Raw genomic sequence first — 22,600 nt, 5'->3', positions numbered from 1 at the left:
GCCGGAGCGAAGTCCAGAGGCTCCGCGTCCTCCGATCGGAACCGGTCCGCCTGCCCTGGCACCTGCGCCAGGCATGAGGCCTAGCTCATCTGACGCCGCACCAGTTCATGGAGCTGCCCGGAGGTGTCCGCCAGCAGCTCGGCGGGCGGACCCTCCTGGACCACACGCCCCTGCGCCATGACGATCACGCGATCGGCGTCCATGACCGTGGACAGACGGTGGGCGATCACGATGCGGGTGGCCCGCAGGGACCTGGTGCTCTCGATCACCGTGCGCTGGGTCTCGTTGTCGAGCGCGCTGGTGGCCTCGTCGAAGAACAGGACGCGGGGGCGCCGTACGAGCGCCTGCGCGATCATCAGCCTCTGTCGCTGACCTCCGGAGATCGCGCCGCCGCCGGAGATCATCGTGTGCAGACCCATCGGCATCCGCTTGATGTCCTCGGCCAGCCCCGCCATGGCGGCGGCCTCCCAGGCCTCCTCCTGGGTGAAGACCTCGGCCCCGCAGATGCAGTCCAGGATGGAGCCGGCCAGCGGCTGTGCGTTCTGCAGGACGACCCCGCACTGGCGGCGCACGGCCGCCGGGTCGAGCGCCGTCAGGTCCTGACCGTCGTACAGGACGCTGCCCGAGACCGGCCTGTCGAAGCCGATGAGCAGCCGCAGCAACGTCGACTTGCCGCAGCCGCTCGGACCCACGACCGCGACGAACTCGCCCGGCCGTACGGTCAGCGACACCCCGTCGAGGACGAGAGGCCCGTCATCGGAGTAGCGGAAGGAGAGGTCCTTGGCCTCGATCTCCCCGGACAGCTCGCCCGGCTGCATACTGGCGCCGCGCACCTCGGGAGCCTCGTCGAGCACCGGCTTGATCTGTTCGAACATCGGCAGCACCCCGGCGGCCGACACGAACGCCCCGGTGAGCTGGGTGACCGCCGTCAGCAGCATCGTCACGGCCGTGTTGAAGGTCAGGAATTCGGCCGGGGTGAGGGAACCGCGTGCCGGGCCGGCCAGCAGGACGAAGACGACCAGCGAACACAACGGCAGGTGGACCGCGTTGACCACCGTCGTCAGGTTCTTGATCCGGCCGGCCCGCTTCTGCAGCTCACGGCTGCGCGCGAACTCCGCCGCCCACGCCCCGTACGCGAAGCTCTCCGCCGCCGCGACCCGCAGCTTGGGCAACCCGCGCAGCGTCTGGAAGGCCTGGTTGTTCAGTTTGTTGTTCAGCTCGACCAGACGGCGCTGCCAGCGCAGCTCCCACATGCCCATCGTGAGGAAGACCCCGGCGATGACCACCAGCATGGCGACGGCGGCGAGCGCCAGCGGAACGCTGAACCACAGCAGCAGCCCCAGGTTCATCGCCCCGAGGGTGCCCGCCTGCACCACCACGGGGCCGGTTCCGGACAGCACCCGGCGGATGGCGCTGACCCCCATGGCGGCGCTCGCCAGCTCCCCCGTGGAGCGCTCGGTGAAGAACGTCGTCGGCAGCCGCAGCAGCCGGTCCCAGACCGCGGGCTGGAGGGTGCTCTCGATGCGTCCCTCCATCCGCAGGATCGTGAGGTTCTGCATCAGCATGAACGCCGCCGACACGACACCGGTGATGATCACGGCCAGCGAGACCTGCACGATGAGGTCCGTCCGCGCGGTGGGCACGTACACGCCGAGCACCTTGCCCGTCGCGATCGGTACCAGCGACCCCAGCGCGACCGTCACCAGACCCGCCAGTACCAGCCGGCGCAGGTCGGCCCGGGTGCCGAACATGCCGAAGCGCAGCAGTTGCCACCTGCTCAACGGCCGTTCCGGCAGCGGCCGGTAGAACATCACGGCCCGCTCGTCGAACTCCTGCGCGGAGCCGGCGTCGACCCGGCTGCGCCGTCCGGTCAGCGGGTTCACCGCCTCGTATCGGCCCCGGCGCCACAGCAGGGCGACCGGCGCGCCTGACGCGGCCCTGCGACCGACCAGCGGTCCGGAGTTCTCCCTCCACCAGCGTCCGTCGAGCCGCACCGCCCGGGTGCGGATGCGCGAGGCGACCGCCACCCGCTCGACCGGGTCGATCCGGTCGCTCACCGCACCGCCCGCAGAGGGCTCAGCGAGGACGATGCCCGCGTCCCCGGCGACCAGGCGGCACGCCGCGTACACCGCGTCGTCCGACGCCCCCGCCGGGCGCGAAAGGCCCCTCGCGGACCGGCCGATCGAGGTCAGCAGCGCCTGGTCGGCCTCCTTGCGGACGGCTTCGCCGGCCTTCATCCCTGCCGCGGTCCGGTCCTCGTGGGCACGCTCCAGCTGTTCGATCCAGCGGTCCAGCGCCGACAGCAGGCGGTACTGCTGGTTGACCATCCCCTGCCACAGGGCCGCGTCCACGAGCAGGTCACCGGCGGCCTCCGCGCTGAAGGCGGCGCCGTACTGCACACTGCCGGGCGCGACCGGCAGCCACAGGACGTCGTCGTCGCCCCCCGCCTCGTCGAAGGCGGAACGCCCGTCCAGAGGCGCCTCGAACAGCACGCGCCGGCTGCGGCCCACCCCGAGCGAGAAGGCGTGCTCGAGCAGGCTCAGTGCCGCGTCCCCGGTGTCGTAGTGGCTGAGGTACTGCCCCTCGTACGCCCCCTGTCCGGCGTAGTCCGGCCGGTACAGCTCACGCAGCGGGATCCTGCGCAGCACGCACTCCTGGAGCGGGCGCCCGACCAGGGTGTGCTGCGGCCCCTCGACCGGACCCAGCACGAGAGCGCCCGTCTCCAGACGGCCCAGGAAGTGCCACTGCCCCTGCTCCACGGCGTCCACCGCGAACAGGTCGAGGGCGCCGGCCACGACCAGCCACAGCACCTGCGGCCCTTCCAGCGACAGGCTTCGCAGCCCGGTGCAGTCGACGGGCGAACCGAGTGCTCCCAGCGCGTCGACGACCGGGTCCTGCCCGGGGGCCTGCGCGCCCGCCAGGGGATGTACGGATGCCACGTCAGTGCTCCCTGACCAGGTCGGCGTACGGGCCCCCGGCGGCCGCCAACTGCTCGTGCCGGCCGCGTTCCACGACGGTCCCGTGGTCCAGGACCACGATCTCGTCGCTGTCGCGCACGGTGCTCAGCCGGTGCGCGATCACCACGCAGGCACAGCCGCGCCGCCGCAGGTTGTCGATGATGATCCGTTCCGTCTCGGCGTCCAGCGCGCTGGTCACCTCGTCCAGGACCAGGATGCTGGGCCGCCGTACGAGGGCCCGGGCGATCTCCAGGCGCTGGCGCTGCCCTCCGGAGAAGTTGCGGCCGTCCTGCTCGACGCGGCTGCGGATGCCCCGCGGACGGCGGGCGACGACGTCGTACAGGGCGGCGTCCCGCAGGGCCTCCGCCACCGCCTCGTCCGTGACCGACGGGTCCCAGAGCGCCACGTTGTCGCGCACCGTGCCCTCGAAGAGGAAGACGTCCTGGTCGACGAAGGAGACGGACGAGGCCAGGGCGCCCCTGGGGATGTCCTCCAGACGTTGCCCGTCGATGCGGATCGTGCCCTCCCACGGGCTGTAGAGCCCTGAGATGAGACGGGAGACCGTCGACTTGCCGCTGCCCGAACCGCCGACCAGCGCCACCTGCTGCCCCGGTCCCACGGAGAGCGAGAAGCCGGTGAGCAGCGGTTTGTCGAGGGGGCTGTAGCCGAAGGTGACGTCCTCCAGAGTCACATGGCCCTTGAGACGGCGGGTGCTCGCGGCCGGTTCACGACGGGAGTACAGCGGGTCGACCGGGAAGTTCTCGACATCCTTCAGCCTGGCCACGTCGGCGGCGAAGTCCTGGACGCGCCCCGCGACGCCGTTGAGCCGGGTCACCGGGGCGGTGAAGCGTGTCACCAGCGCCTGGAAGGCGACGAGCAGGCCGATCGAGATGTGCCCCTCGACCGCCCGGAGCCCGCCGATCCACAGGATCAGCGCGCTGTTGAGCGTCGCGAGCACGGGCGCGACGACACCCAGCCAGGCACTGGGGACCCCGAGGCGCTGCTGTTCCTCCAGTGTGGTCGCGTGCTGGCCGGCCCAGCGGCGGAAGTAGCCGTCCTCGCCCCCGGTGGCCTTCATCGTCTCGATCAGCTGCAGACCGGTGTAGGAGGTGTTCGTCAGCCGCGCGCTGTCGGCCCGCAGTTTCTGGGTGCCGGTGGCCCGCAGCCGTACCACGATGCGCATCGCGACCACGTTGAGCAACGCGATCCCCACCCCGATGACGGTCAGTTGCGGATCGTACGTCCAGAGCAGGAAGGCGTAGAGAAGGACGACGATGCCGTCCACACCGGCCGCGGTGAGGTCCCGGGCGAGCGTCTCGGCCACCGCGTCGTTCGACTGGAGCCGCTGGACGAGGTCGGCGGGGCTGCGCTGCGAGAAGAAGGTGACGGGCAGGCGGAGCAGATGCCGGAAGAAGCGCGCGCTGCCGAGCGTGGAGGAGATGATGCGTCCGCGCAGCAGATTCGCCTGCTGGAGCCAGGTGAGGACGACGGTGAGGGCGACCATACTGCCCATCGCGGCGAACAGCACTCCGAGCAGCGAGGTCTGTTCACCGATCAGGAACATGTCGATGTACGTACGGCTCAGCGCCGGCAGCGTCGCCCCGACGGCCACGAGCAGCAGGCTGGCGAGGAGTGCGACCAGCATGGTGCCGGTGGTCCCTCGCAGCCGGGCCGGCAGCGCGGACAGGACACCGGGTTTCCGGCCGCCGCGCCGGAAACCCTCTCCGGGTTCGAGGACGAGGACGACACCCGTGAAGCTCGTGTCGAAGTCCTCGACGGGCACGAACCGGCGCCCCTTGTCGGGGTCGTTGATGTGCACGCCGCGCCGTCCGAGGCGGCGGCCCATGCCGTCGTACACGACGTAGTGGTTGAACTCCCAGAACAGGATCGCGGGCGCCGGGACCTCGGAGAGTGCCGCGGGCTCCATCTGCATGCCCTTGGCCTTGAGGCCGTAACCGCGCGCGGCCTTGAGCACGTTGCTGGCCCGGGAACCGTCACGCGAGACACCGCAGGCTATGCGCAGTTCCTCGAGAGGCACGTGCCGGCCGTGGTGGGCGAGCACCATCGCCAGCGAGGCGGCGCCGCATTCCAGGGCCTCCATCTGGAGCACGGTGGGGGTGCGGACGGTCTTCGTCCGGGCGGGCCTGCGGACGGGACGCCCGCGCCGTCCCCCGCTGCCCGGCGCGCTCTCCGGGCGGTGCCTGCCGCGGCCGGGAGGCGGCAACTGCTGGGCGGCCGGGGAGGGGTGCGGTGCGGTCACGGGAGCAGCCAATCGATCGGGCGCTGGTCGGTGAGGCGGACGGATCCGGTGGCCAGGGTCATGGAGCCGATCGCGTACGGGGGACCGTCGGCCGAGGACCAGCGGTAGCCCGACTTCGTGGAGTCCGAGCGCTCGAGCTTCACCACGACCGGCAACGGCCGTCCGTGTTCGGAGAACTGGGCGCCGAGCTGGGCGTCACCCAGGAACCGGGTGATCTGCTGCTCGGTCTGTGCGGCCCTGCCGACGGCGGCCACCCTGCCGCGCAGCACCCCGTACTGCTGGGCCGGCACGGACTGGACGGTGAGGTCGACCCGCGCACCCACCGGGACCGCCGCCGCGGCGGCGCCCGACACGTACAGCAGCACGACCAGGGGGTCATCGGAGCCCTCGATCCGCTCGACGCTCGCCACGTCCGTGCCGGTGGTGACCACCGCGCCGATCGTGGCCGTCACCGAGGTGAGCCGGCCCGCGTCGATGGTGCGCACCACCTGTTCGCCCCGCGCCGTGCGGACCTTCAGCAGCGGCGAGTGCGCAGGCAGGGAGGCGCCCTCGTCGGCCAGCACCTTGGTCACCTGCCCGGCGACCGGGCTCTGCAGGACGTAACTGCCGCGGGTGTGCGTGAGGATGCCGGGCGCGTCGAGCGTGCCGGCTACGGAGCCGGTGACCGCCCAGAAACAGGCGGCGGCCATCACGGCGACGGTGAGGGCCAGCACGAGCAGTCCCTGCGGGCGGGCGAACCGCACCGGGAGGTCGAGCTGTTCGGGCGACTGCAGCTTGGAAAGGGCCTGCTGGCGGAACTGCACGGAACTCTTTCCTCACCTGTTCAGCGGTCGGCGCCGAGCCCCGGAACCAGTGGTTCCGGGGCTCGGCGGGGTACTGCCGTCTCTCAGAGACCGGCGGTCAGGCCGGTGGCCAGACCGGTGACCGCGCCCGTGTTCACGCCGGTGGCGGACTCGACGAGACCGGTGACCGAGCCGACGACGCCCGCGACCGGGACGATGCCCTCGACGGTGCCGGCCACGTTGCCCACGAGGCCGCCCACGAGGCCGCCCGAGACGTTGTCGAGGTCGGCGTCGGAGATCTCGGCGGTCTCGACCTGGGGGGTGTAGTTCATGATGAGCGCCCTTCGTATGGAAATTAACTATGTACGGAAACCCGTGTGGCGGCCTCCGTATGGCCCAGGATCAAAGCATGCCTGCGCCTTGCGCAGCCAATCGAACTGAGGCGCACCGGTGATTGCAGGGCCGCTCGTATCGACGTACGTGCAGAATCGTTCATGTCGTGACGCGGTTTCTTCACGAGCTTCACCGGATGAATTCCGCACCGTCGCAAGCACATGACCGAACCATGGTGCGGCACCTTGGGGTACGCCGTTCGGAACCGCCCGGACCTGGCATTTCGTGCAGGTGGGCGTGACCGGTGTGCGCATGCCGTGTGCAGGTTCTTCGATCGGTCCGGTCGCGCAATTCCCCGCGGTGGTGAATGGGTGCACGGGTGCCGCCCGGAAAGTATCGGTATTCACGAGGGCGTGAAGGTGAGTATGGCTCTATTTTCTGTGTGGGCTGAATCCGGCTCCGGCGGCGTATTCGTGGAGTAATTCCACGTCCTCCGTGTGTGCTGCGTCTTCGTTTCTCCGGGCCTGTGGGGAATGTGTGTCGGTTCCTCCGGTCGCGTGGAGTGTGTGGGGGCGGCGCAGGTGCGGTGTATGGGGTGCGTGGGAGTGCGCGCCTGATTCATCGGATGAAACGCGTGCACCACCCTTCTCTCGGGCGATAGGCGGCGCTACCATCGGGATGCTCTATGGGAGCGCTCCCATCTCTGTCAGTCCCGTACCGCCGCTGTGCGGCGGACCAGCTCGGAGAGGACGTTTCCGTGCGCTTGAGCGCCAGACCCATCGCCGCCCTACTGGCGGCACTCGCCTTGACCGCCGGGTTGTCGATCACCGGCAGCCCGGCCGTGGCACGCTCCGACGAAGGGCCCTCCGCTACCGAAGCATCGGATGTGTCGATCGCGGCGGACACCTACAGCTGGAAGAACGCGCGGATCGACGGTGGCGGATTCGTGCCCGGCATCGTCTTCAACCGCTCCGAGAAGAACCTCGCCTACGCGCGGACCGACATCGGCGGGGCCTACCGATGGGACCAGTCGGGCAAGCAGTGGACGCCCCTGCTGGACTGGGTGGACTGGGACCGTTGGGGCTGGTCGGGCGTGGTGAGCCTCGCGTCGGACACCGCCGATCCCGACAACGTGTACGCGGCGGTGGGGACGTACACCAACAGCTGGGACCCGACGAACGGAGCGGTGCTGCGCTCCTCCGACCGCGGCGCCTCCTGGAAGGCAGCCACCCTGCCCTTCAAGCTCGGCGGCAACATGCCGGGCCGGGGGATGGGAGAGCGGCTCGCGGTCGACCCGAACAAGAACTCCGTGCTCTATCTGGGCGCCCCCAGCGGCAACGGCCTGTGGCGCTCCACCGACTCGGGGGTCACGTGGTCGGAGGTGACCGCCTTCCCCAACCCCGGTGACTACGCGCAGGATCCGTCCGACACCAGCGGATACGGCAACGACAACCAGGGCATCGTGTGGGTCACCTTCGACGAGCGTTCCGGCAGCGCGGGCAGCGCGACCCAGGACATCTACGTCGGCGTCGCCGACAAGGAGAACACGGTCTACCGTTCCACGGACGGCGGCGGCACCTGGTCGCGCATCGCCGGACAGCCGACCGGCTACCTCGCGCACAAGGGCGTACTCGACTCCGCGACCGGACATCTCTACCTGACCCTGAGCGACACGGGAGGCCCGTACGACGGGGCCAAGGGGCAGGTCTGGCGCTACGACACGGCGTCCGGCGCGTGGAAGGACGTCAGCCCCGTGGCCGAGGCCGACACCTACTTCGGTTTCAGCGGGCTCTCCGTCGACCGGCAGAAGCCCGGGACCCTGATGGCCACCGCCTACAGCGCATGGTGGCCGGACACCCAGATCTTCCGGTCCACGGACAGTGGCGCGACCTGGACCAAGGCCTGGGACTACAGCAGTTACCCGAGCCGGCAGAACCGCTACACGCAGGACGTCTCCTCCGTTCCGTGGCTCAGCTGGGGTGCCAATCCGGCACCGCCCGAGACCGCCCCCAAACTGGGCTGGATGACCGAGTCGCTGGAGATCGACCCCTTCGACTCGAACCGCATGATGTACGGCACGGGCGCGACGGTCTTCGGCACCGAGAACCTCACCGCATGGGACTCCGGCGGGCAGTTCAAGATCACGCCCATGGTGAAGGGCCTGGAGGAGACGGCCGTCAACGACCTGGCGAGCCCGCCCTCGGGGGCTCCGCTGCTCAGCGCGCTCGGTGACATCGGAGGCTTCCGGCACACGGACCTCGACGCCGTGCCCGCCATGATGTTCACCTCGCCGAACCTGGACACGACCACCAGTCTGGACTTCGCGGAGGCCTCGCCCGGCACGGTCGTCCGGGTGGGCAACGCCGACGCCGCCCCGCACATCGGCTTCTCCACCGACAACGGCGCCAACTGGTTCCAGGGCTCCGAGCCCTCCGGGGTCACCGGGGGCGGCACGGTGGCGGCCGCGGCGGACGGCAGCGGGTTCGTCTGGAGCCCGGATGGAGCGGCAGTCCACCGCACCACGGGATACGGGAGCTCCTGGACGGCGTCGACCGGCATCCCGGCAGGCGCGACGGTCGAGTCCGACCGGAAGAACCCCAAGAAGTTCTACGGATTCAAGGCCGGCACCTTCTACGTCTCGACCGACGGCGGCGCCTCCTTCACCGCGAAGGCGACAGGCCTCCCGGCCGAAGGGAACGTCCGCTTCAAGGCCCTGCCCGGCACCGAGGGTGACATCTGGCTCGCGGGCGGCGCGTCCACCGGCTCGTACGGACTGTGGCGTTCCACCGACTCCGGCGCGAGCTTCACCAAGTTCTCGAACGTGGAGCAGGCCGACAGCGTCGGCTTCGGCAAGGCCGCGTCCGGGGCGTCGTACCAGACCGTCTTCGTCAGCGCGAAGATCGGCGGGGTGCGGGGCATCTTCCGGTCGACCGACGCCGGCGCGCACTGGACGCGGATCAACGACGACGCGCATCAGTGGGCCTGGACCGGAGCGGCGATCACCGGGGACCCGCGGGTCTACGGCCGCGTCTACGTCTCCACGAACGGGCGCGGGATCCAGGTGGGCGAGTCCTCGGACTCCGGCGGCGGAGGCACGGACCCGGAACCCACCCCCACTCCCACACCCACCCCCGACCCCACGGATCCTCCCGGAGACGCCGCCTGCGCGGTCACCTACACCGTCACCAACCAGTGGTCCGGCGGCTTCCAGGCCGACGTGACGGTCACCAACACCGGGGACTCGGCCTACAGCGGGTGGAAGCTGGGCTGGACCTTCCCGGGAGACCAGAAGGTCACCCAGATGTGGAACGCCTCCCACCAGCAGGCGGGAGCGAAGGTGACCGCGACCAACGTCGGCTGGAACGGCACGGTGGCTCCGGGATCGTCGGTCGGCTTCGGCTTCACCGGCACCTGGACGGGCGGCAACAGCGAACCGGCCGGGTTCACGCTCGGAGGTGAGGCCTGCACCGTGGGCTGACGCCCGGCGCGCCGGTGCGGGGGGAGAGGGCCCCGCACCGGCGCCATGTGCCGCCGAATGGACAGAGCACCCCGGGCGTGCTGCATTGGAGTGAACGCACACCGCCTGGGAGGTACCCGTGGTCGACGTCGATGTGCTGGTGGCAGGGGCGGGCCCGGTCGGTCTGACAGCCGCGTCCGAACTGTGCCGGCGTGGTGTGTCGTGCAGAGTCGTCGACCGGCTCCCGGCGAGGCTGCCGTACGCCAAGGCCGTGGGCGTCCAGCCCCGGACGCTGGAGATCTGGGACCGGATGGGCATGGCCCGCGAGGCCGTGGAGACAGCGGTCCCGCTGAAGGGGCAGTTGCTCTACGTCAACGGCGAGGAAGGCCCTCGGATCGATCTGGAACTGCCTCCCGAGGTGCCCTACGGCTTCGCCTCCCTCCCGCAGTACGAGACCGAGCGGCTCCTGGAGGACCTGCTGCGCCGCTGGGGAGGGCGAGTCGAACGGGACACCGAACTCCTCTCGTTCGAGCAGGACACCGGCGAGGTCAGGGCGGTCCTCCGCCTGCCGTCGGGCGGCACGGAGGAACTGACGGCCCGCTACCTCGTGGGCTGCGACGGAGCCCACAGCGCCGTACGCAAAGGCCTCGGCCTGACCTTCGACGGCGGGGCACTCCCCGAGGAGTACATGCTGGGAGACGTCGAGGTCGACTGGGACCTGCCGGCCGGCTACGGCGTCCGAGCCTCGCACGTCGTCGACGGGCACACCGACGACATGCTGGTGTGCATCCCCCTGCCCGGTGACCATCGCTACCGGATGTCGATGCCGACTCCGCCCGAACTCTCCCGCGCCGGGAGTGAGGGGCGCGCGGAACCCGATGGGGTGGCGCACGGGCTCACCGGTGAACAGGGACCCCAGCCCGGGCTCGAGCACATCCAGGCGGTGCTCGACAGGCTCTCACCCCGCCCCACCACCGCCTCCTCGCTGCGCTGGTCCTCGGTCTTCCGGATCAGCCACCGCATCGTCGACCGTTACGGCCGAGGGCGGGTCTTCGTGGCGGGGGACGCCGCGCACATCCACCCGCCCACCGGGGCGCAGGGGATGAACACCGGGGTCCAGGACGCCTTCAACCTGGCGTGGAAGCTCGCCACCGCCGTGCGGGGCCGGGCGGGAGCGGAGCTGCTGGAGAGTTACAGCGCCGAACGCCACCCGGTCGGCGCGGAAGTGGTCGCGCGCACGCTCCGGCACGCGCGGAGCGGTATCGCCTCCGACCCGGACGACCCCGTGACGATCATGCTCCGCGAGGCCCAGCTCCTGGTCGGCTACCGGGGCAGCCCGATCGTGGGCCCGGACGGCGCTCCGCACGACGGCCCCGCCCCGGGTGACCGTGCTCCCGACTGCGGAGGACTGCTCTACGCCCTCGCGGCCTTCCCCGTGCGGCTGTTCACCCTGCTGCGGGAACGCGAACACACCCTGCTGCTCTACGCCGAGCACGAGGACCGGACCGCGGGGTTCGACGAGGTGGCGGCGGCATCCGCCCAGGCCGCGTACGGCCTTCTGAACGCCTGCGCGGTCCTCGCCCCCGACGTCCGGACGCCCACGCTGCACATACCCGCGGTGCGCGACAGCCTCGGCGAATTCCGCCGGCTGTACGGCGCGCGGGACGGCGAAGCGCTCCTGGTGCGGCCGGACGGTCATCTCGGACTGCGCACCACCGAGGTGGACGGCCCCGGCATCTCCGCTCATCTGGGGAAGCTCTTCGCGACGTGAAACGACGTGGGGCCCGGCAGTGGATGCCGGGCCCCCGCCGTGCGGTGGGCGGACTGCGCTCACCTCATCCCGGCTCAGGGAAAGGAGACCACCTGGGACGGAACGGTCGACGTGCCGGATGTGGGGGATCCGGTGTTGTTGATGACGTGTTCGTACTGTCCTTGGCCGCCGAGTGAGACGACGAGCAGGTCGTGGAACTTCACGCCGGGCTTGACCGGGGCCTGGAAGCCGTGTTGCTGGCGGATGGTGGGGTCGACGTTGAAGTAGCAGTAGCTGCCCATGCCCCAGCCCTCGTGCGTGGTGACCGAGTCGGCGACCTTGTAGGCGGCGTAGCCCTTGATGTCGCCGTTCTGGATGGCGGCCTGGTTCGGCGCGTCGTAGGCCTTCTCGTTCTGGAAGAAGATCGTCCTGCCGTTCTCGCCGTTCCACTGGACGTCGTACTTGTTGAAGTGCTCGACGAACAGTCCGGTGGCCAGTACGTCGTCACCGTTGACGGTGAGGCCGTAGTCGGAGCGGTTGGTCTCCCAGCCGACTCCTTCGCCGTGGTCGGCGCGCCAGAGCCAGGTGTGGTCGATGATCGTGTCGTCGCTGTTGACGACCATGCCGGTGGTGGCCTTGCCGGCTCCGGCGCCGCCGACGCGGACGAACACGTCCTGGAGGCTGGTCGGGTTGGCCGAGTGGTCGGCCGATGCTCCGGCGGGGCCCACCTGGACGAGTACGGAGGAGTTGACCGGTCCGGCGTCCACGAGGAGTCCGGCGAGCTTGACGCCGTCGACGTCGCCGACCTTGATCGCGGTGACGCCGTTGTCGGGGATGATCGTGGCGAGGCCGAGGCCGAGGGCGACGGTGTTCGCGCGGTTGATCTCGATGGGTTCGTTCACGTGGTAGACGCCCGGGGTGAACAGCAGGTGCAGGCCCTGCCGGACGGCCGCGTTGATGGTCTGGGCGGTGGCGCCGGGCTTGACGACGTAGAACTGGCTCAGCGGGATGGACTCGCCCTGGGGGGTGCCGTTCCAGGAGACGCCGCGTGCGTTGGTGCGCTTGGCGGGGACGAAGACCTTGTAGCTGTTTCCGTCCAGGTAGAGGAAGGGCTTCTCGCGGGAGACGGGGGTGGTGTCCAGGGTGGTGTAGGGGGGTTCGGGGAAGCTCTGGGCGGGTGCGCCCTCGACGCCGGAGAAGGTCATGTTCCAGACGCCGTTGCCCCAGCTGCCGATGGAGCTGTCGCGGGTGTACCACTGCTGCTGGGAGTAGGGGGCGACCTGGCCGTCGATCTTGCTGTCGGCGATGTAGCCGCCGCTGGCCCAGCCGTAGCCGTTGGGGGCGAGGTTGAGGCCGCCCTTGACGTGCATGCGGCGGAAGGGGGCTGCCTGGGAGACGGCCCAGCGGTTGGTGCCGTTGACGGGGTTGAGGGCGAGGTTTTCGGCGGAGCGCCAGAAGTTCTGGGTGGCGTTGCCGTTGAACCAGCCGGCGTCGACGGTGACGTCTCCGTTGAAGGTGGTGTCGTCGGGCTTGAGGCCGAGGCCCGCGATGGAGGTGTAGAAGCCGATCTGGGCGTTGATGTTGTTGTAGGTACCGGGCTTGAACATCAGGGCGTAGCGGTCGGTGCCGAACTGCGCGGATTCCTGCTTCTTGAAGATCTCGTCGACCTTGGCCTGGATGTTCGGGGTCGAGGGGTCGAAGACCAGCACGTTGGGCCCGAGGTCACCGCCGCCGGGGATCTGCGGGTCGCCCCCGCCGGTCGTGCCGAACACCTGGAACTCCCAGAGGGAGTGCCCGTATCCGGTGGCCCGCGCGGTGCCGGTGAGCCGGACGTAGCGGGCGGTGCCGGACACGTTGAGCGTCTCGGTGCCGCCGGGGCCGGTGGTGGTGGAGTAAGCGGTGCTCCAACTGCTGTTGTCCGAGGAGAACTCGATCCGGTAGGCGGTGGAGTAGGCCGCCTCCCATCGCAGCACGATCTGGCTCACCGAGGCGGCGGATCCGAGGTCGACCTTGATCCACTGCGGATCGGCGAAGGCGCTCGACCAGCGGGTGCCGGTGTTGCCGTCCACCGCGGCCGCGGCGGGGGTTCCGCCGTTCTCCTGGCTGGAGGCGGTGACCGTCTTCCCTTGGGAGAGCAGCGTGGCCGCGGCATGCGCGGTGGACTGCGGGAGGAAGGTCAGGAGGGAGAGGACGAGTCCGGCGATGACGGCCAGCACACCGCTGCGTCTGCCGGTCCCCGTGACAAGGGGTCTGTGGAGGTTCGGAGGTGCATGCATGGGGGTCTCCTGAGTCGCGGGGCGGGTACACGACGCGCACAGCCGGAGAGCGCTCTCTCTGGCTGTGCGAGATACTCCACCCTTGTTACGAACGCGTCAAGAGATGTGCAACAACGGGTGTCTCGGAGCCTGTTGCCGACAAGAACTGAAACTTGCGCTCCAGGGGAGACCGCTCTCGATCGTCCTCATCGGTGACGCAGTGTGAGATCGGCGGTGTCCGGGTTCATGCGTTGGCGGATGGGTTCACCGGGTGGCATACGTCCGTACGCAGGCGAAGTCCGCCGCCGCGTCCGACCTGTTGTGGGAGACCAGGACGATCTCCGGCGCCCCGCGCACGGGCAGCGTCCAGGTGCCGTCCCGGAACCATCGGACGCCGTCACGGCTGGTGGACGCGCGTACCTCGCGCTCCCCGCACGGTGTGGTGGTGGTGAGCCCTCCGCAGCCGCATGGGGTCGGCCATGGCCCACGAGCACCGGGGCGCAGGCCACCGCTGTCGGCGGAGTCGTCGTGGGGCGCTCGTCCTCCTCGCCGAACTCGCTGACATCGAGCGGGGCCCCGTCGCCGTTGGTGAGCGGCGGCACGGACCGGACGAGCTCGAATCACCGGTCGTCGTTCTCGTACGGGATCGCCCGGCGTCCTTACACCCATGATCGTCAACGCCCAAACCTCCTCTCGGCGTGGCGTGCCGTCCAACGGGTGACATCTGGCTCCCAGTCACACGATGGGCTCACGCCGTCCCTCGAATGCGGGCCTCCCGAGTGGTGGGCCTGCGGATTTCGGCTGACGGTGGATCACGTCGCACCCGTGATCCGATGAGCCGACAACCAGTCGGTCAGCGCGGGCGTGGCGAAAGGATCGTGTACCCATGCGCTCTGCCCGCACCCTGTTCGCATCGGCCGCCGTCACGGCGGTCCTCGCGGTCTCCGTCCCCGCCGCATACGCCGTGACCTCGGCGGACGGCTGGGACAAGGACAGCGGCTCCTCCGCCAGCAGCAACGACGACCGTGAGAAGCCGGACTCGTGGAAGCACGAGAAGCCGGAGGGCGGCGTGCACACCGGTGGCGGTGCGCTCGCCGGTGTGTCGGCCGACGACTGGCAGAAGGACAAGGAAGAGGACAAGGAGCCCGGCTCCGGCAGCAACGACGACCGTGAGAAGCCGGACTCGTGGAAGCACGAGAAGCCCGAGGGCGGCGTGCACACCGGTGGCGGTGCGCTCGCCGGTGTGTCGGCCGACGACTGGCAGAAGGACAAGGAAGAGGACAAGGAGTCCGGCTCCGGCAGCAACGACGACCGTGAGAAGCCGGACTCGTGGAAGCACGAGAAGCCCGAGGGCGGTGTCCACACCGGTGGCGGTGCGCTCGCCGGTGTCTCGGCCGACGACTGGCAGAAGGACAAGGAGTCCGGCTCCGGCAGCGGCACGGACGGCGAGAAGACCTGGAAGCACGAGAAGCCCGAGGGTGGTGTCCACACCGGCGGTGGCGCGATGGCGCTCTCCGGCGGCGGCCTGGCCGCAGGTTCGGTCCTGATGCTCGGTGGGCTCGGTGCCGCCGCGTACAAGCTGCGCCGCCGCAACGCCTCGGGTGCCGCGGCCGCCTGACCGGCGTTCCGTACCGCTGAGTGAATCGTGTCGTGGCCGCCGTCCTTCCCAGGGCGGTGGCCGCGCGGGTTTTTCCCGTACAGCTCTCGCCCCACGCACACGAAAGGCAGCATGAGCATGGCCGCCCCGCAGCCGTCCGAACCAGACTCCGCCTCCCCGGCCATCGGCCGTTCCCTGCTGTGGCCCTTCGTGGCGGTGGGGCTGGGATTCCTCCTCGTCTACAACTCCTTCGACGCGTCGGCCGGGGTCCCGCCGGCCCCTTCCGTGGTCTCCCTCCCCGCGGCGTCCGCTCCTGCCGCTCCCACCCCCTCGGCGTCGGCATCCGCGTCCACCGCTCCGCCCGCACTGCCCCCGTCCTATCCGAAGCGCATCTCGATCAAGTCGATCGCGGTCGACGCCCCCTTCACACCCCTGGCGATCGGCCCCTCCGGCCAGCTGGACGCGCCACCCGCGAACGACGCGAACCTGGCGGGCTGGTTCAAGAACGGTGCCACGCCCGGTGAACGCGGCACCTCGGTGGTCGCGGGACACGTCGACACCAAGACCGGTCCCGCCGTGTTCCTGCTGCTCAGCACCCTCAAGGCGGGCAACACGGTGGACATCACCCGTGAGGACGGCGTCGTCGCCACGTTCGAGGTCGACTCGGTCGAGACGTTCAGCAAGGCCGACTTCCCGAACGATCGCGTGTACGCCGACAAGGGCACCGCCCAGCTGCGCCTGATCACCTGCGGCGGTGTGTACGACAAGAAGAAGAAGGACTACGAGGACAACGTCGTGGTCTTCGCCCACCTGGCCTCCGCGAAGACCCCCTGACCGAGGTGCCCTCGGCGCCCGCCCCTGACGCGCGGGTGGGAGCGAAGCGACCGCGTGCTCCGGGCCGTCCGGTTCCGGAGCACGCGGTCGCTGAGTCCTCGGCCGTGCTCACCCGGCCGCCCGTGTCCTGGGCGCGGCCCCGCCGGGCCGCTGACGGTGCCGGTTTATCGGCTGGCTGAGCGCTTTCGCACCCCTCTACCATCCGACGGTGACCACGACCCCCGCCGCCGCGCGGACCCAGCAGCGACACACCGGCGGCCCGGGGCACGACGGGGCGGCGGACCACAGTCCGGCCACCGGGCTCAAGGCTCTGATCGGACACACGGACGCCCGTACGCGCTACCGGGGGCTCACCCTGCTGTCCGAACGGGTGGCCGGGCCCTGGGGGGCCGGGGAGGCAGCCGAACTGGCGCGGCTGCTCCCTCGGGACGTGCCGGAGTCGCCGGACGAGTCGCTGCTCCTGGCCGCGCTGTACGGCCGGCTCGGGATCCACCTCCCGGACCGACGGCTGCCCGCCTGGCGCACGGCCACGCAGGAGGAACGCGTACGCGTCGCCTGGCTCCGTGCCGAACTCCTCACCGACCCCTCGGCGCTGCGGACCGAGCAGCCGGAAGAGCCCCTGTACCAGGCCGTGCGCGGGATCGATGCCGAGGACGCCCTTCGCCCGGACCTGCTCGTGGCCGAACTCGTGGGTGCGAGCGCCCCCGCCCTGCGGGCCGAGGCGGTGCGGCTGATGCGCCAGGGCCTGCGCGCGGGTCTGCTGGCGCCGGGTCCAGCGAGGGCCCAATTGGCGGGACTGCTCGCCGCCGAGCCCGCGGCCCCGGTCGTCACCGCCGCCGTTCTGGAGGAACTGGCCGAACCCTGGGCGGCCTCCGACCCCCTGCCCGCGGCAGGCTTCGCCCGGTTCCTGGGCCCAGCCCTCGCGGAACCGACGGCGGCTCCGGCCCTCCTGGCCGCGGCCCGGCACGGCCACGGCGCACTGCTGCCACGGACGGCCGCCGACCCCGAAATGCCCCCGAGGGTGCGGCAGCTGGCCATGGAACTCCTCGGTGATCTGGCGGAGCGCGGCGACATCGGCACGCTCCTGGACATCGCAGCCCAGGATCCGCTGCTGCTCGGCGCACCAGCCGTCAGCTGTCTGCGAGGTCTCCACCGGCGAGGGCACTTCCCCACGGCGGCCCACGTACCCGCCCTCGTAGGCCTGGCACTGGCCGATCACTCGATCGACCCCCGGACGGTCGCGACCGTCCTCTACACCTGCCGCCGTCCGATGCTGGACCTGCTCGTCGACGCCCCCGCGGACGAGCCGGACTGGCCGCGGCGGCTCGATCTGCTCGTCGCCCTGGCCGGGCAGGGGACGGGAGACCTGCCCATCGGGGCGGCCGTCACCCGGCTGCTGCCCTCCGCGCGCATACCCACGCCGTTCCTCGAAGCCATCCGTGAACTCCGCCACGAGGAAGCGGAGGAGGCCGTGCTCGCCCTCCTTCCGAAAGCCCCCGCGGCGGCTCTCGACACGCTCGAAGCCATCGGCGGACCCCGCACGGTCACCACCCTGAAAGACGCGCTCGGCCCGGACACCGACGGGCGCGGCGTCGCCCCGTTCCTGCGCCCCGTACGCCACCGGGCGCTCGAACTGCTGTGGCAGCTCGACACCGACCCGGATCTTCGGCGCCACATCCTGGCCCGCCTCGATCCCACCGCTCTGCCCCCGGCCGTCGCCGCCGGGCTGGGAGCCCCGGACGAGCGGGAGCCGGCCGTACTGACCGCAGGCCCGGCGCCCGCTGATCCGGTCACCGCGCTCTGCGCGCTCGCGGGCCACGGCAGCACAGCCACCCTGCCCGCCATCGCCGGACTGCTGCTGCGGGTCGTACGGGAACTGGCGGCGTCCTGGGAGACGGTGGAGACGGAGCCGCAAGCGGGCCGGGCCGAGGAACCCGTCGTACCCCAGGAGATCGTGGACGCCGTGCGCGCCCTCGGCGGCCGGCTGTACGAGCGGCGCAGCATCCGGCCCTCCTGCCTGCTCGGTGCCCAGGACCCCGAGGAGGCAGGTGACGCGCTGCTGGCGGGGACCGTGCTGGACCTGCTGGACGGCCCGGGCCTGTCGGCGCCTCAGCAGTCCGTCCTGCTGGAAGTCCTCCGGCGGGCACCGTCCGCACGGACCCGCCCCCGCGTGCACCGGCTGCTGCGCCACAACGACCCGCACGTACGCAAGCAGGCGATCGCGCTCCTGGCCGTGGGCGCGGAGGGCGAGGACGCGCAGGCGCTGTCGGCCACGCTCATCGCGCTGACCCGCGCCGACGACATCCAGACCGTGCGGCAGGCGTTGCTGGCCCTCGGACGGGCCGAGGCCCGCTGGGCGTGTCCGGCGATCACTCCTCTGCTCTCCCACCCCACCATGAACATCAGGAAGACGGCCGCCGCGGCCCTGGTGGGCGCCGGGACACCGGCGGCGGTACCCGGCCTTTTGCGGGCGCTCGGCCGCACCGGAAACCCCGGGCTGCGCACCGGCCTTGTCGCGGCACTCCGGGCGGTGCTGGGCGACGCCTGCACGTCCACGGTGCTCGCCACCGCCGAGCGCTCCACGGACCCCCGCGAGCGGACGCTGCTGCTCCAGGGCCTCGACGGCATCCTCGCCTCCCGCACGGTCCTCGCCCTCGCCGACCAGGACTCCTCGGTGGTGTCCGACCTGCTCGCCCTGCTCGCGGACGGCCGGATCCGTCTCGGCGCGGGCGCCGTCTCCGATCTCGCCGAGCTGTCGGCCGGGCATGGCATCACGGTGTCCGCCGCCTCCTCCGACGCGGAATCCTGTGCCCACGCGCTCGTCGCCCGCGGCTGGAACGCCTCGATCGCCCTGCGCATGGCGGAGCGTGCGGACGGCCTGCCGGACGCCCTGCTGTGGAAACTGCGGCCCATGCTGGCCGACTGGCTGCGCCTGGCCAGGGCCGCGCCGGAGCCCGCACGGCGCGGGATCCTGGGCCTCGTGCTGCGGATGTGCCCCGGCGAGTGGTCGGCCGGGGAGCTGGCGCACCTCTCGGATTCCACCCAGGTCCTGGTCGAGGGGCTCGCAGGCGAGCCGGAGCATCTGCCCCGTCTTCTCGCCGTGCTCCAGGCGGTGGCGTCCGGTCTGCCCGGTGCGGAGCGCATGGCGATCGCTGATGCGGTACGTGCCCTGTCACCCCCGCAGCACGTTCCGGTGCTGCGCCTGCTCCGTGCCTGTGACGCGGTGCTGGGCAGAGCCGATCTCGACAGGGCCCTGGCCGCGGCCCGGCTCGACGCCGACGGCCGGGAAGCCGGGACGGCCGTCCTGCGCGAGGCGTTCGGCACACCGGTCCCCTCCACGCCCGACGCCGAGGCCTGGCGCGCGGGGCTGCGCGCGGCCCTCCGCACGCGACGAGCGCTGGAGGAGTTCCGGCACGGGGACAACCCGTCGCCGCCGGGTTCGCGGCAGCGGCTCGCCGCCCTCATGGCTTCCTGGCCCGAAGCCGTCGACGAGGGCGTGCGAGCCCTCCTGCTCGACTGGATGACGGACCTTCAGCCGCTCGGCGTGCCCCCGTGGACGCTCGCCGAGACAGCGTGCCCGGCTTCGGAAGTCGTACACGACGGCGACCACGGCCGACCGCGCTCCGCCGCCCTGCGCGCCCGGCTGCTGGCCCTGCTGGACGCGCCCGATGCCGTAAGGAGAGCGGAAGCCGCGCGTCAGCTCCTGGACTGGCCGGAGCCGGAGCCCGCCCGCGCGGTCCTCAGTGCGTATCTCCGGGGGCGCGTCTCCCTGCCGCCGGGAGCCCGCCTGGCCCGGACACTGGTTACGGTCGATCCGGCCGAGCTGGCCGGGGAGGAGATCATGCCCGACCGGCTGGTCCGGCTGGCCGGGCAACTCGGGTCCTGGGACCTCGTGCCGCTGATCCCGCTGCTGCTCGACCGGTGGGAACACGGGCCTGCGGACCTGAGGTCCGAGACCGCCCACGCCCTGCGCGCGGCGCCCGCCGAAGTGCTGGCAGATCACCTCCGGCCCCGGCTGGAGGCGGGTGCCTGGGGCTTCCTGGACCTGCTGGCCGGCCTGCCGCTGCTTGCTTCCCCGGACCTGACGCGCATCCGGGACCGGCTCCGGGCGGAAGGACGCGAGGACCTCGCCGAGACGCTCCTCCTGGAAGAGGGGCCGGGCTCCATTGCGGACCGGACGACCCCGGACGACGTTCCCCGGACGGCTGCCACGGCTGCCACGGCTGTCACAGCAGGCGCGGCCCACCGGCCCGGGCGGGCCGAACTTCTCCGCCTCGCCCGGACGGGGGGCCCGGAGCAGATCCGCCGGGCCCTCTCCCGGCTGGCGGAGGAGCACATCGGGCGAGCCCCGGACCGGGATCCCGCACTCAGGGAGGTGCTCGGAGAACTGCTGGCCCACCCCAGGCCCAAGGTCAGGCTGCACGCCCACCGGACCTCGCGCGCCATGCTGGACCGGCCGGCCCATCTGCTCCACACCGCCGTCCTGCTGGACGACCCGCAGCCGGACATCAGCCGCATGGCGATCAGGACGCTCTGCCGCGCCGCCTGGGAACCCGTCGTCCCCTCGCTGGTCGCCCTGCTCGCACACCGGCATCCTGCGGTCCGCCGCGAGGCCGCCGAGGGGCTGCTGCTGATGGGGGGACCCGCGGTCCCCGCTCTGCGGCACGCCGTGGGCCAGGCCAGGCCCGACAAGCGCTCCCGCTACACCGAAATCCTGGACCGGCTCACCGGAGCCGCCGACGGGCCGTTCCCGTGAGTCCTCAGCCGGCGCCCTCCCGTTCGGCCAGAGCGACCTGGTGCAGTGTGCGCCCGGTGCGGGCGGAACGCGCGTGGTACGGATCGGGGGTGCCCGGCCGGTCGTGGACGGCCTGCCGGTCGTCGGCCTTGATCAGCAGCCAGGCCTCGGGGCCCTGGACGCCGTCATCGTCGTCGATGCGAAAACGGGTGAGCGCGAATTCGCCGTGCAGTTTGGCCCCGTCGAGCCAGAACGTGGCATGTCCGTCCGCCAGCGACTCGGCGAACGGAACGGGGGCGCCCGTGAGGTCGTGACTGGTGGGGCGGTAGGTGCCCTGGTCCCAGACGATCACGGTGCCGCTGCCCTGTTCGTCCTGCGGGATGACACCCTCGAACTCGCGGTACTCCAAGGCGTGGTCATCCGTCGGCACGGCGAGCCGCTTGTCACGTGGGTTGTCCGAGGGCCCCCGTGGCACCGCCCAGGACTTCAGGACGCCGTCGACCTCGAGCCGGAAGTCGAAATGCATACGCCGGGCGTCGTGGATCTGCACCACGAAACGCCGTGTGCTCTCACTGTCCACGACTGATCCTTCCGCCGGTGCGGTCGGACGGTGCGCCCTTGCCGGGCCGAGGCCACGCGGGCCCGCACAGTCCCTGTCTCCACTGTGCCGCCGCCGAGGGCAGGTCGCATGGCGGCGGCACGCGCGCAGGCCGCTCAGCCCGCATACCGTTCGAGCGCGGCGTCGGCGGCAGCGCCCGAGCGGTGCCACCGGGTGGTGACCGGCTCCCAGACGCGGATCCCGTCCGGCGTCCCGAGCGAGGCGGCGCCGAACGTCCGGCCCCGGTGAGCGGGGTCCCCGGCGACCGTCAGCCGGTCCACCACCCGCAACTCCGTGGCCGCAGGGTCCAGGGTGCGCACCGCGGCGTACACGGAACCTCCGGCGGGTACCCGGTAGAGGCCGCTCTCCGTGTCGGGTACCGGCAGGGCCGGGCCGTCCAGATCACCGAAGACCACCGTGGGCACACGATCGACCACGCAGGAGTGCCGACCGCGGTTGGTGACGCTGATCCGCAGGGTCTCCGGCTGTCCGGAAGGGCCGGCGGAGACCTTCAGGACGTTCTCCAGGCATTTCGGGGGAGTGGGGGCGACGGCCCCGGCGGAGGAGACGGGGGCTGCGCCGGCCGGCGCAGCCAGAGCGACGGCCATGGCGAGGGCGAGGGGAGCGGCGACTTCGATACGGATGCGCATGAGTTGTCCTGCCATCCCCCCACCGCGCGACGCACCGCCCTTCCGAGCGGCGTCGCGCCACGCTGTACGCACTCTCCGTCCTCAACCGCTCCCAGGAACGCGCAGGCCGTGGCGTTCGCCGACGAGTTCGACGGGCCTGCGGGCTCCGGCGTCGACGGCGGCAAGTGGCTGACGGAGACCGGTGACAACGTCAGCAACCACGAGCGGCAGTACTACACGGCGGGTACCGACAACGCCGCGCTCGACGGCCAGGGCAATCTGGTCATCACCGCGCGTAAGGAGAATCCGGGCAACTACCAGTGCTGGTACGGCAGGTGTGAGTACACGTCCTCGCGTCTGAACACCTCGGGCCGGTTCACCTCGACGTACGGGCATGTCGAGAGCCGGATGAA

At 71.3% G+C, this 22,600-nt stretch carries 12 protein-coding genes and 1 pseudogene; 6 read left to right on the top strand and 7 right to left on the bottom strand.

The window, feature by feature from the left end; translation table 11 throughout:
* Positions 1 to 80: 80 nt before the first annotated feature.
* The 4 genes from ABZY45_RS26995 to ABZY45_RS26980 form a co-directional block, all read right to left on the bottom strand.
* Positions 81 to 2,939, bottom strand: coding sequence for an NHLP bacteriocin export ABC transporter permease/ATPase subunit (locus tag ABZY45_RS26995; RefSeq protein WP_356743837.1), 2,859 nt, complete (start codon positions 2,937 to 2,939; stop codon positions 81 to 83).
* Between the two features lies 1 nt (position 2,940).
* Complete coding sequence (locus ABZY45_RS26990) at positions 2,941 to 5,217, bottom strand: NHLP family bacteriocin export ABC transporter peptidase/permease/ATPase subunit (protein WP_356743835.1); 2,277 nt, start codon at positions 5,215 to 5,217, stop codon at positions 2,941 to 2,943.
* Complete coding sequence (locus tag ABZY45_RS26985; protein ID WP_356743833.1) at positions 5,214 to 6,020, bottom strand: HlyD family efflux transporter periplasmic adaptor subunit; 807 nt, start codon at positions 6,018 to 6,020, stop codon at positions 5,214 to 5,216. The genes ABZY45_RS26990 and ABZY45_RS26985 overlap by 4 nt, the downstream gene beginning before the upstream one ends.
* Positions 6,021 to 6,103: 83 nt before the next feature.
* On the bottom strand, positions 6,104 to 6,331 hold the full coding sequence (locus ABZY45_RS26980; protein ID WP_145810247.1) for a type A2 lantipeptide: 228 nt from the start codon (positions 6,329 to 6,331) through the stop codon (positions 6,104 to 6,106).
* A 758-nt stretch (positions 6,332 to 7,089) separates the two neighbouring features.
* Here ABZY45_RS26980 and ABZY45_RS26975 point away from each other — a divergent pair.
* Positions 7,090 to 9,810, top strand: a complete 2,721-nt coding sequence (locus tag ABZY45_RS26975; RefSeq protein WP_356743831.1) for a cellulose binding domain-containing protein — start codon at positions 7,090 to 7,092, stop codon at positions 9,808 to 9,810.
* Positions 9,811 to 9,928: 118 nt separating this feature from the next.
* Positions 9,929 to 11,560, top strand: a complete 1,632-nt coding sequence (locus ABZY45_RS26970) for an FAD-dependent monooxygenase (RefSeq protein ID WP_356743829.1) — start codon at positions 9,929 to 9,931, stop codon at positions 11,558 to 11,560.
* Between the two features lie 74 nt (positions 11,561 to 11,634).
* On the opposite strand, the gene ABZY45_RS26965 is transcribed toward ABZY45_RS26970, so the two are convergent.
* Positions 11,635 to 13,815 (bottom strand): discoidin domain-containing protein, encoded by a 2,181-nt coding sequence (locus ABZY45_RS26965; protein WP_356743827.1) that lies wholly within the window; start codon positions 13,813 to 13,815, stop codon positions 11,635 to 11,637.
* A gap of 865 nt (positions 13,816 to 14,680) precedes the next feature.
* On the opposite strand from ABZY45_RS26965, the gene ABZY45_RS26960 reads away from it, so the two are divergent.
* The 3 genes from ABZY45_RS26960 (at position 14,681) to ABZY45_RS26950 (ending at position 20,981) form a co-directional block, all read left to right on the top strand.
* On the top strand, positions 14,681 to 15,412 hold the full coding sequence (locus tag ABZY45_RS26960) for a hypothetical protein (RefSeq protein ID WP_356743825.1): 732 nt from the start codon (positions 14,681 to 14,683) through the stop codon (positions 15,410 to 15,412).
* Positions 15,413 to 15,529: 117 nt separating this feature from the next.
* Positions 15,530 to 16,225, top strand: a complete 696-nt coding sequence (locus ABZY45_RS26955; protein WP_356744175.1) for a class F sortase — start codon at positions 15,530 to 15,532, stop codon at positions 16,223 to 16,225.
* 208 nt (positions 16,226 to 16,433) lie between these two features.
* Positions 16,434 to 20,981: a HEAT repeat domain-containing protein gene (locus ABZY45_RS26950; protein WP_356743823.1), complete on the top strand. Its 4,548-nt coding sequence runs from the start codon at positions 16,434 to 16,436 to the stop codon at positions 20,979 to 20,981.
* A gap of 4 nt (positions 20,982 to 20,985) precedes the next feature.
* On the opposite strand, the gene ABZY45_RS26945 is transcribed toward ABZY45_RS26950, so the two are convergent.
* Complete coding sequence (locus ABZY45_RS26945) at positions 20,986 to 21,669, bottom strand: DNA polymerase ligase N-terminal domain-containing protein (protein ID WP_356744173.1); 684 nt, start codon at positions 21,667 to 21,669, stop codon at positions 20,986 to 20,988.
* Positions 21,670 to 21,674: 5 nt separating this feature from the next.
* Positions 21,675 to 22,208 carry a DUF4232 domain-containing protein gene (locus ABZY45_RS26940; RefSeq protein WP_356743821.1) on the bottom strand — a complete coding sequence of 178 codons (534 nt, stop codon included), beginning with the start codon at positions 22,206 to 22,208 and terminating at the stop codon, positions 21,675 to 21,677.
* Between the two features lie 3 nt (positions 22,209 to 22,211).
* On the opposite strand from ABZY45_RS26940, the pseudogene ABZY45_RS26935 reads away from it, so the two are divergent.
* Positions 22,212 to 22,600 (top strand): annotated as a pseudogene (locus ABZY45_RS26935) (glycoside hydrolase family 16 protein); the annotation flags it as partial.

The sequence above is a fragment of the Streptomyces sp. NPDC006516 genome (assembly GCF_040611875.1).
Classification (GTDB): domain Bacteria; phylum Actinomycetota; class Actinomycetes; order Streptomycetales; family Streptomycetaceae; genus Streptomyces.
The sequence above is the reverse complement of the archived record's forward strand: the minus strand, read 5'-3'. Positions and strand labels throughout refer to the sequence as shown.

Coding starts and splice junctions, on each gene's coding strand:
- ABZY45_RS26980 (WP_145810247.1), bottom strand. CDS start 6,331: ATGAACTACACCCCCCAGGTCGAGACCGCCGAGATCTCCGACGCCGAC.
- ABZY45_RS26965 (WP_356743827.1), bottom strand. CDS start 13,815: ATGCATGCACCTCCGAACCTCCACAGACCCCTTGTCACGGGGACCGGC.
- ABZY45_RS26960 (WP_356743825.1), top strand. CDS start 14,681: ATGCGCTCTGCCCGCACCCTGTTCGCATCGGCCGCCGTCACGGCGGTC.
- ABZY45_RS26955 (WP_356744175.1), top strand. CDS start 15,530: ATGGCCGCCCCGCAGCCGTCCGAACCAGACTCCGCCTCCCCGGCCATC.
- ABZY45_RS26940 (WP_356743821.1), bottom strand. CDS start 22,208: ATGCGCATCCGTATCGAAGTCGCCGCTCCCCTCGCCCTCGCCATGGCC.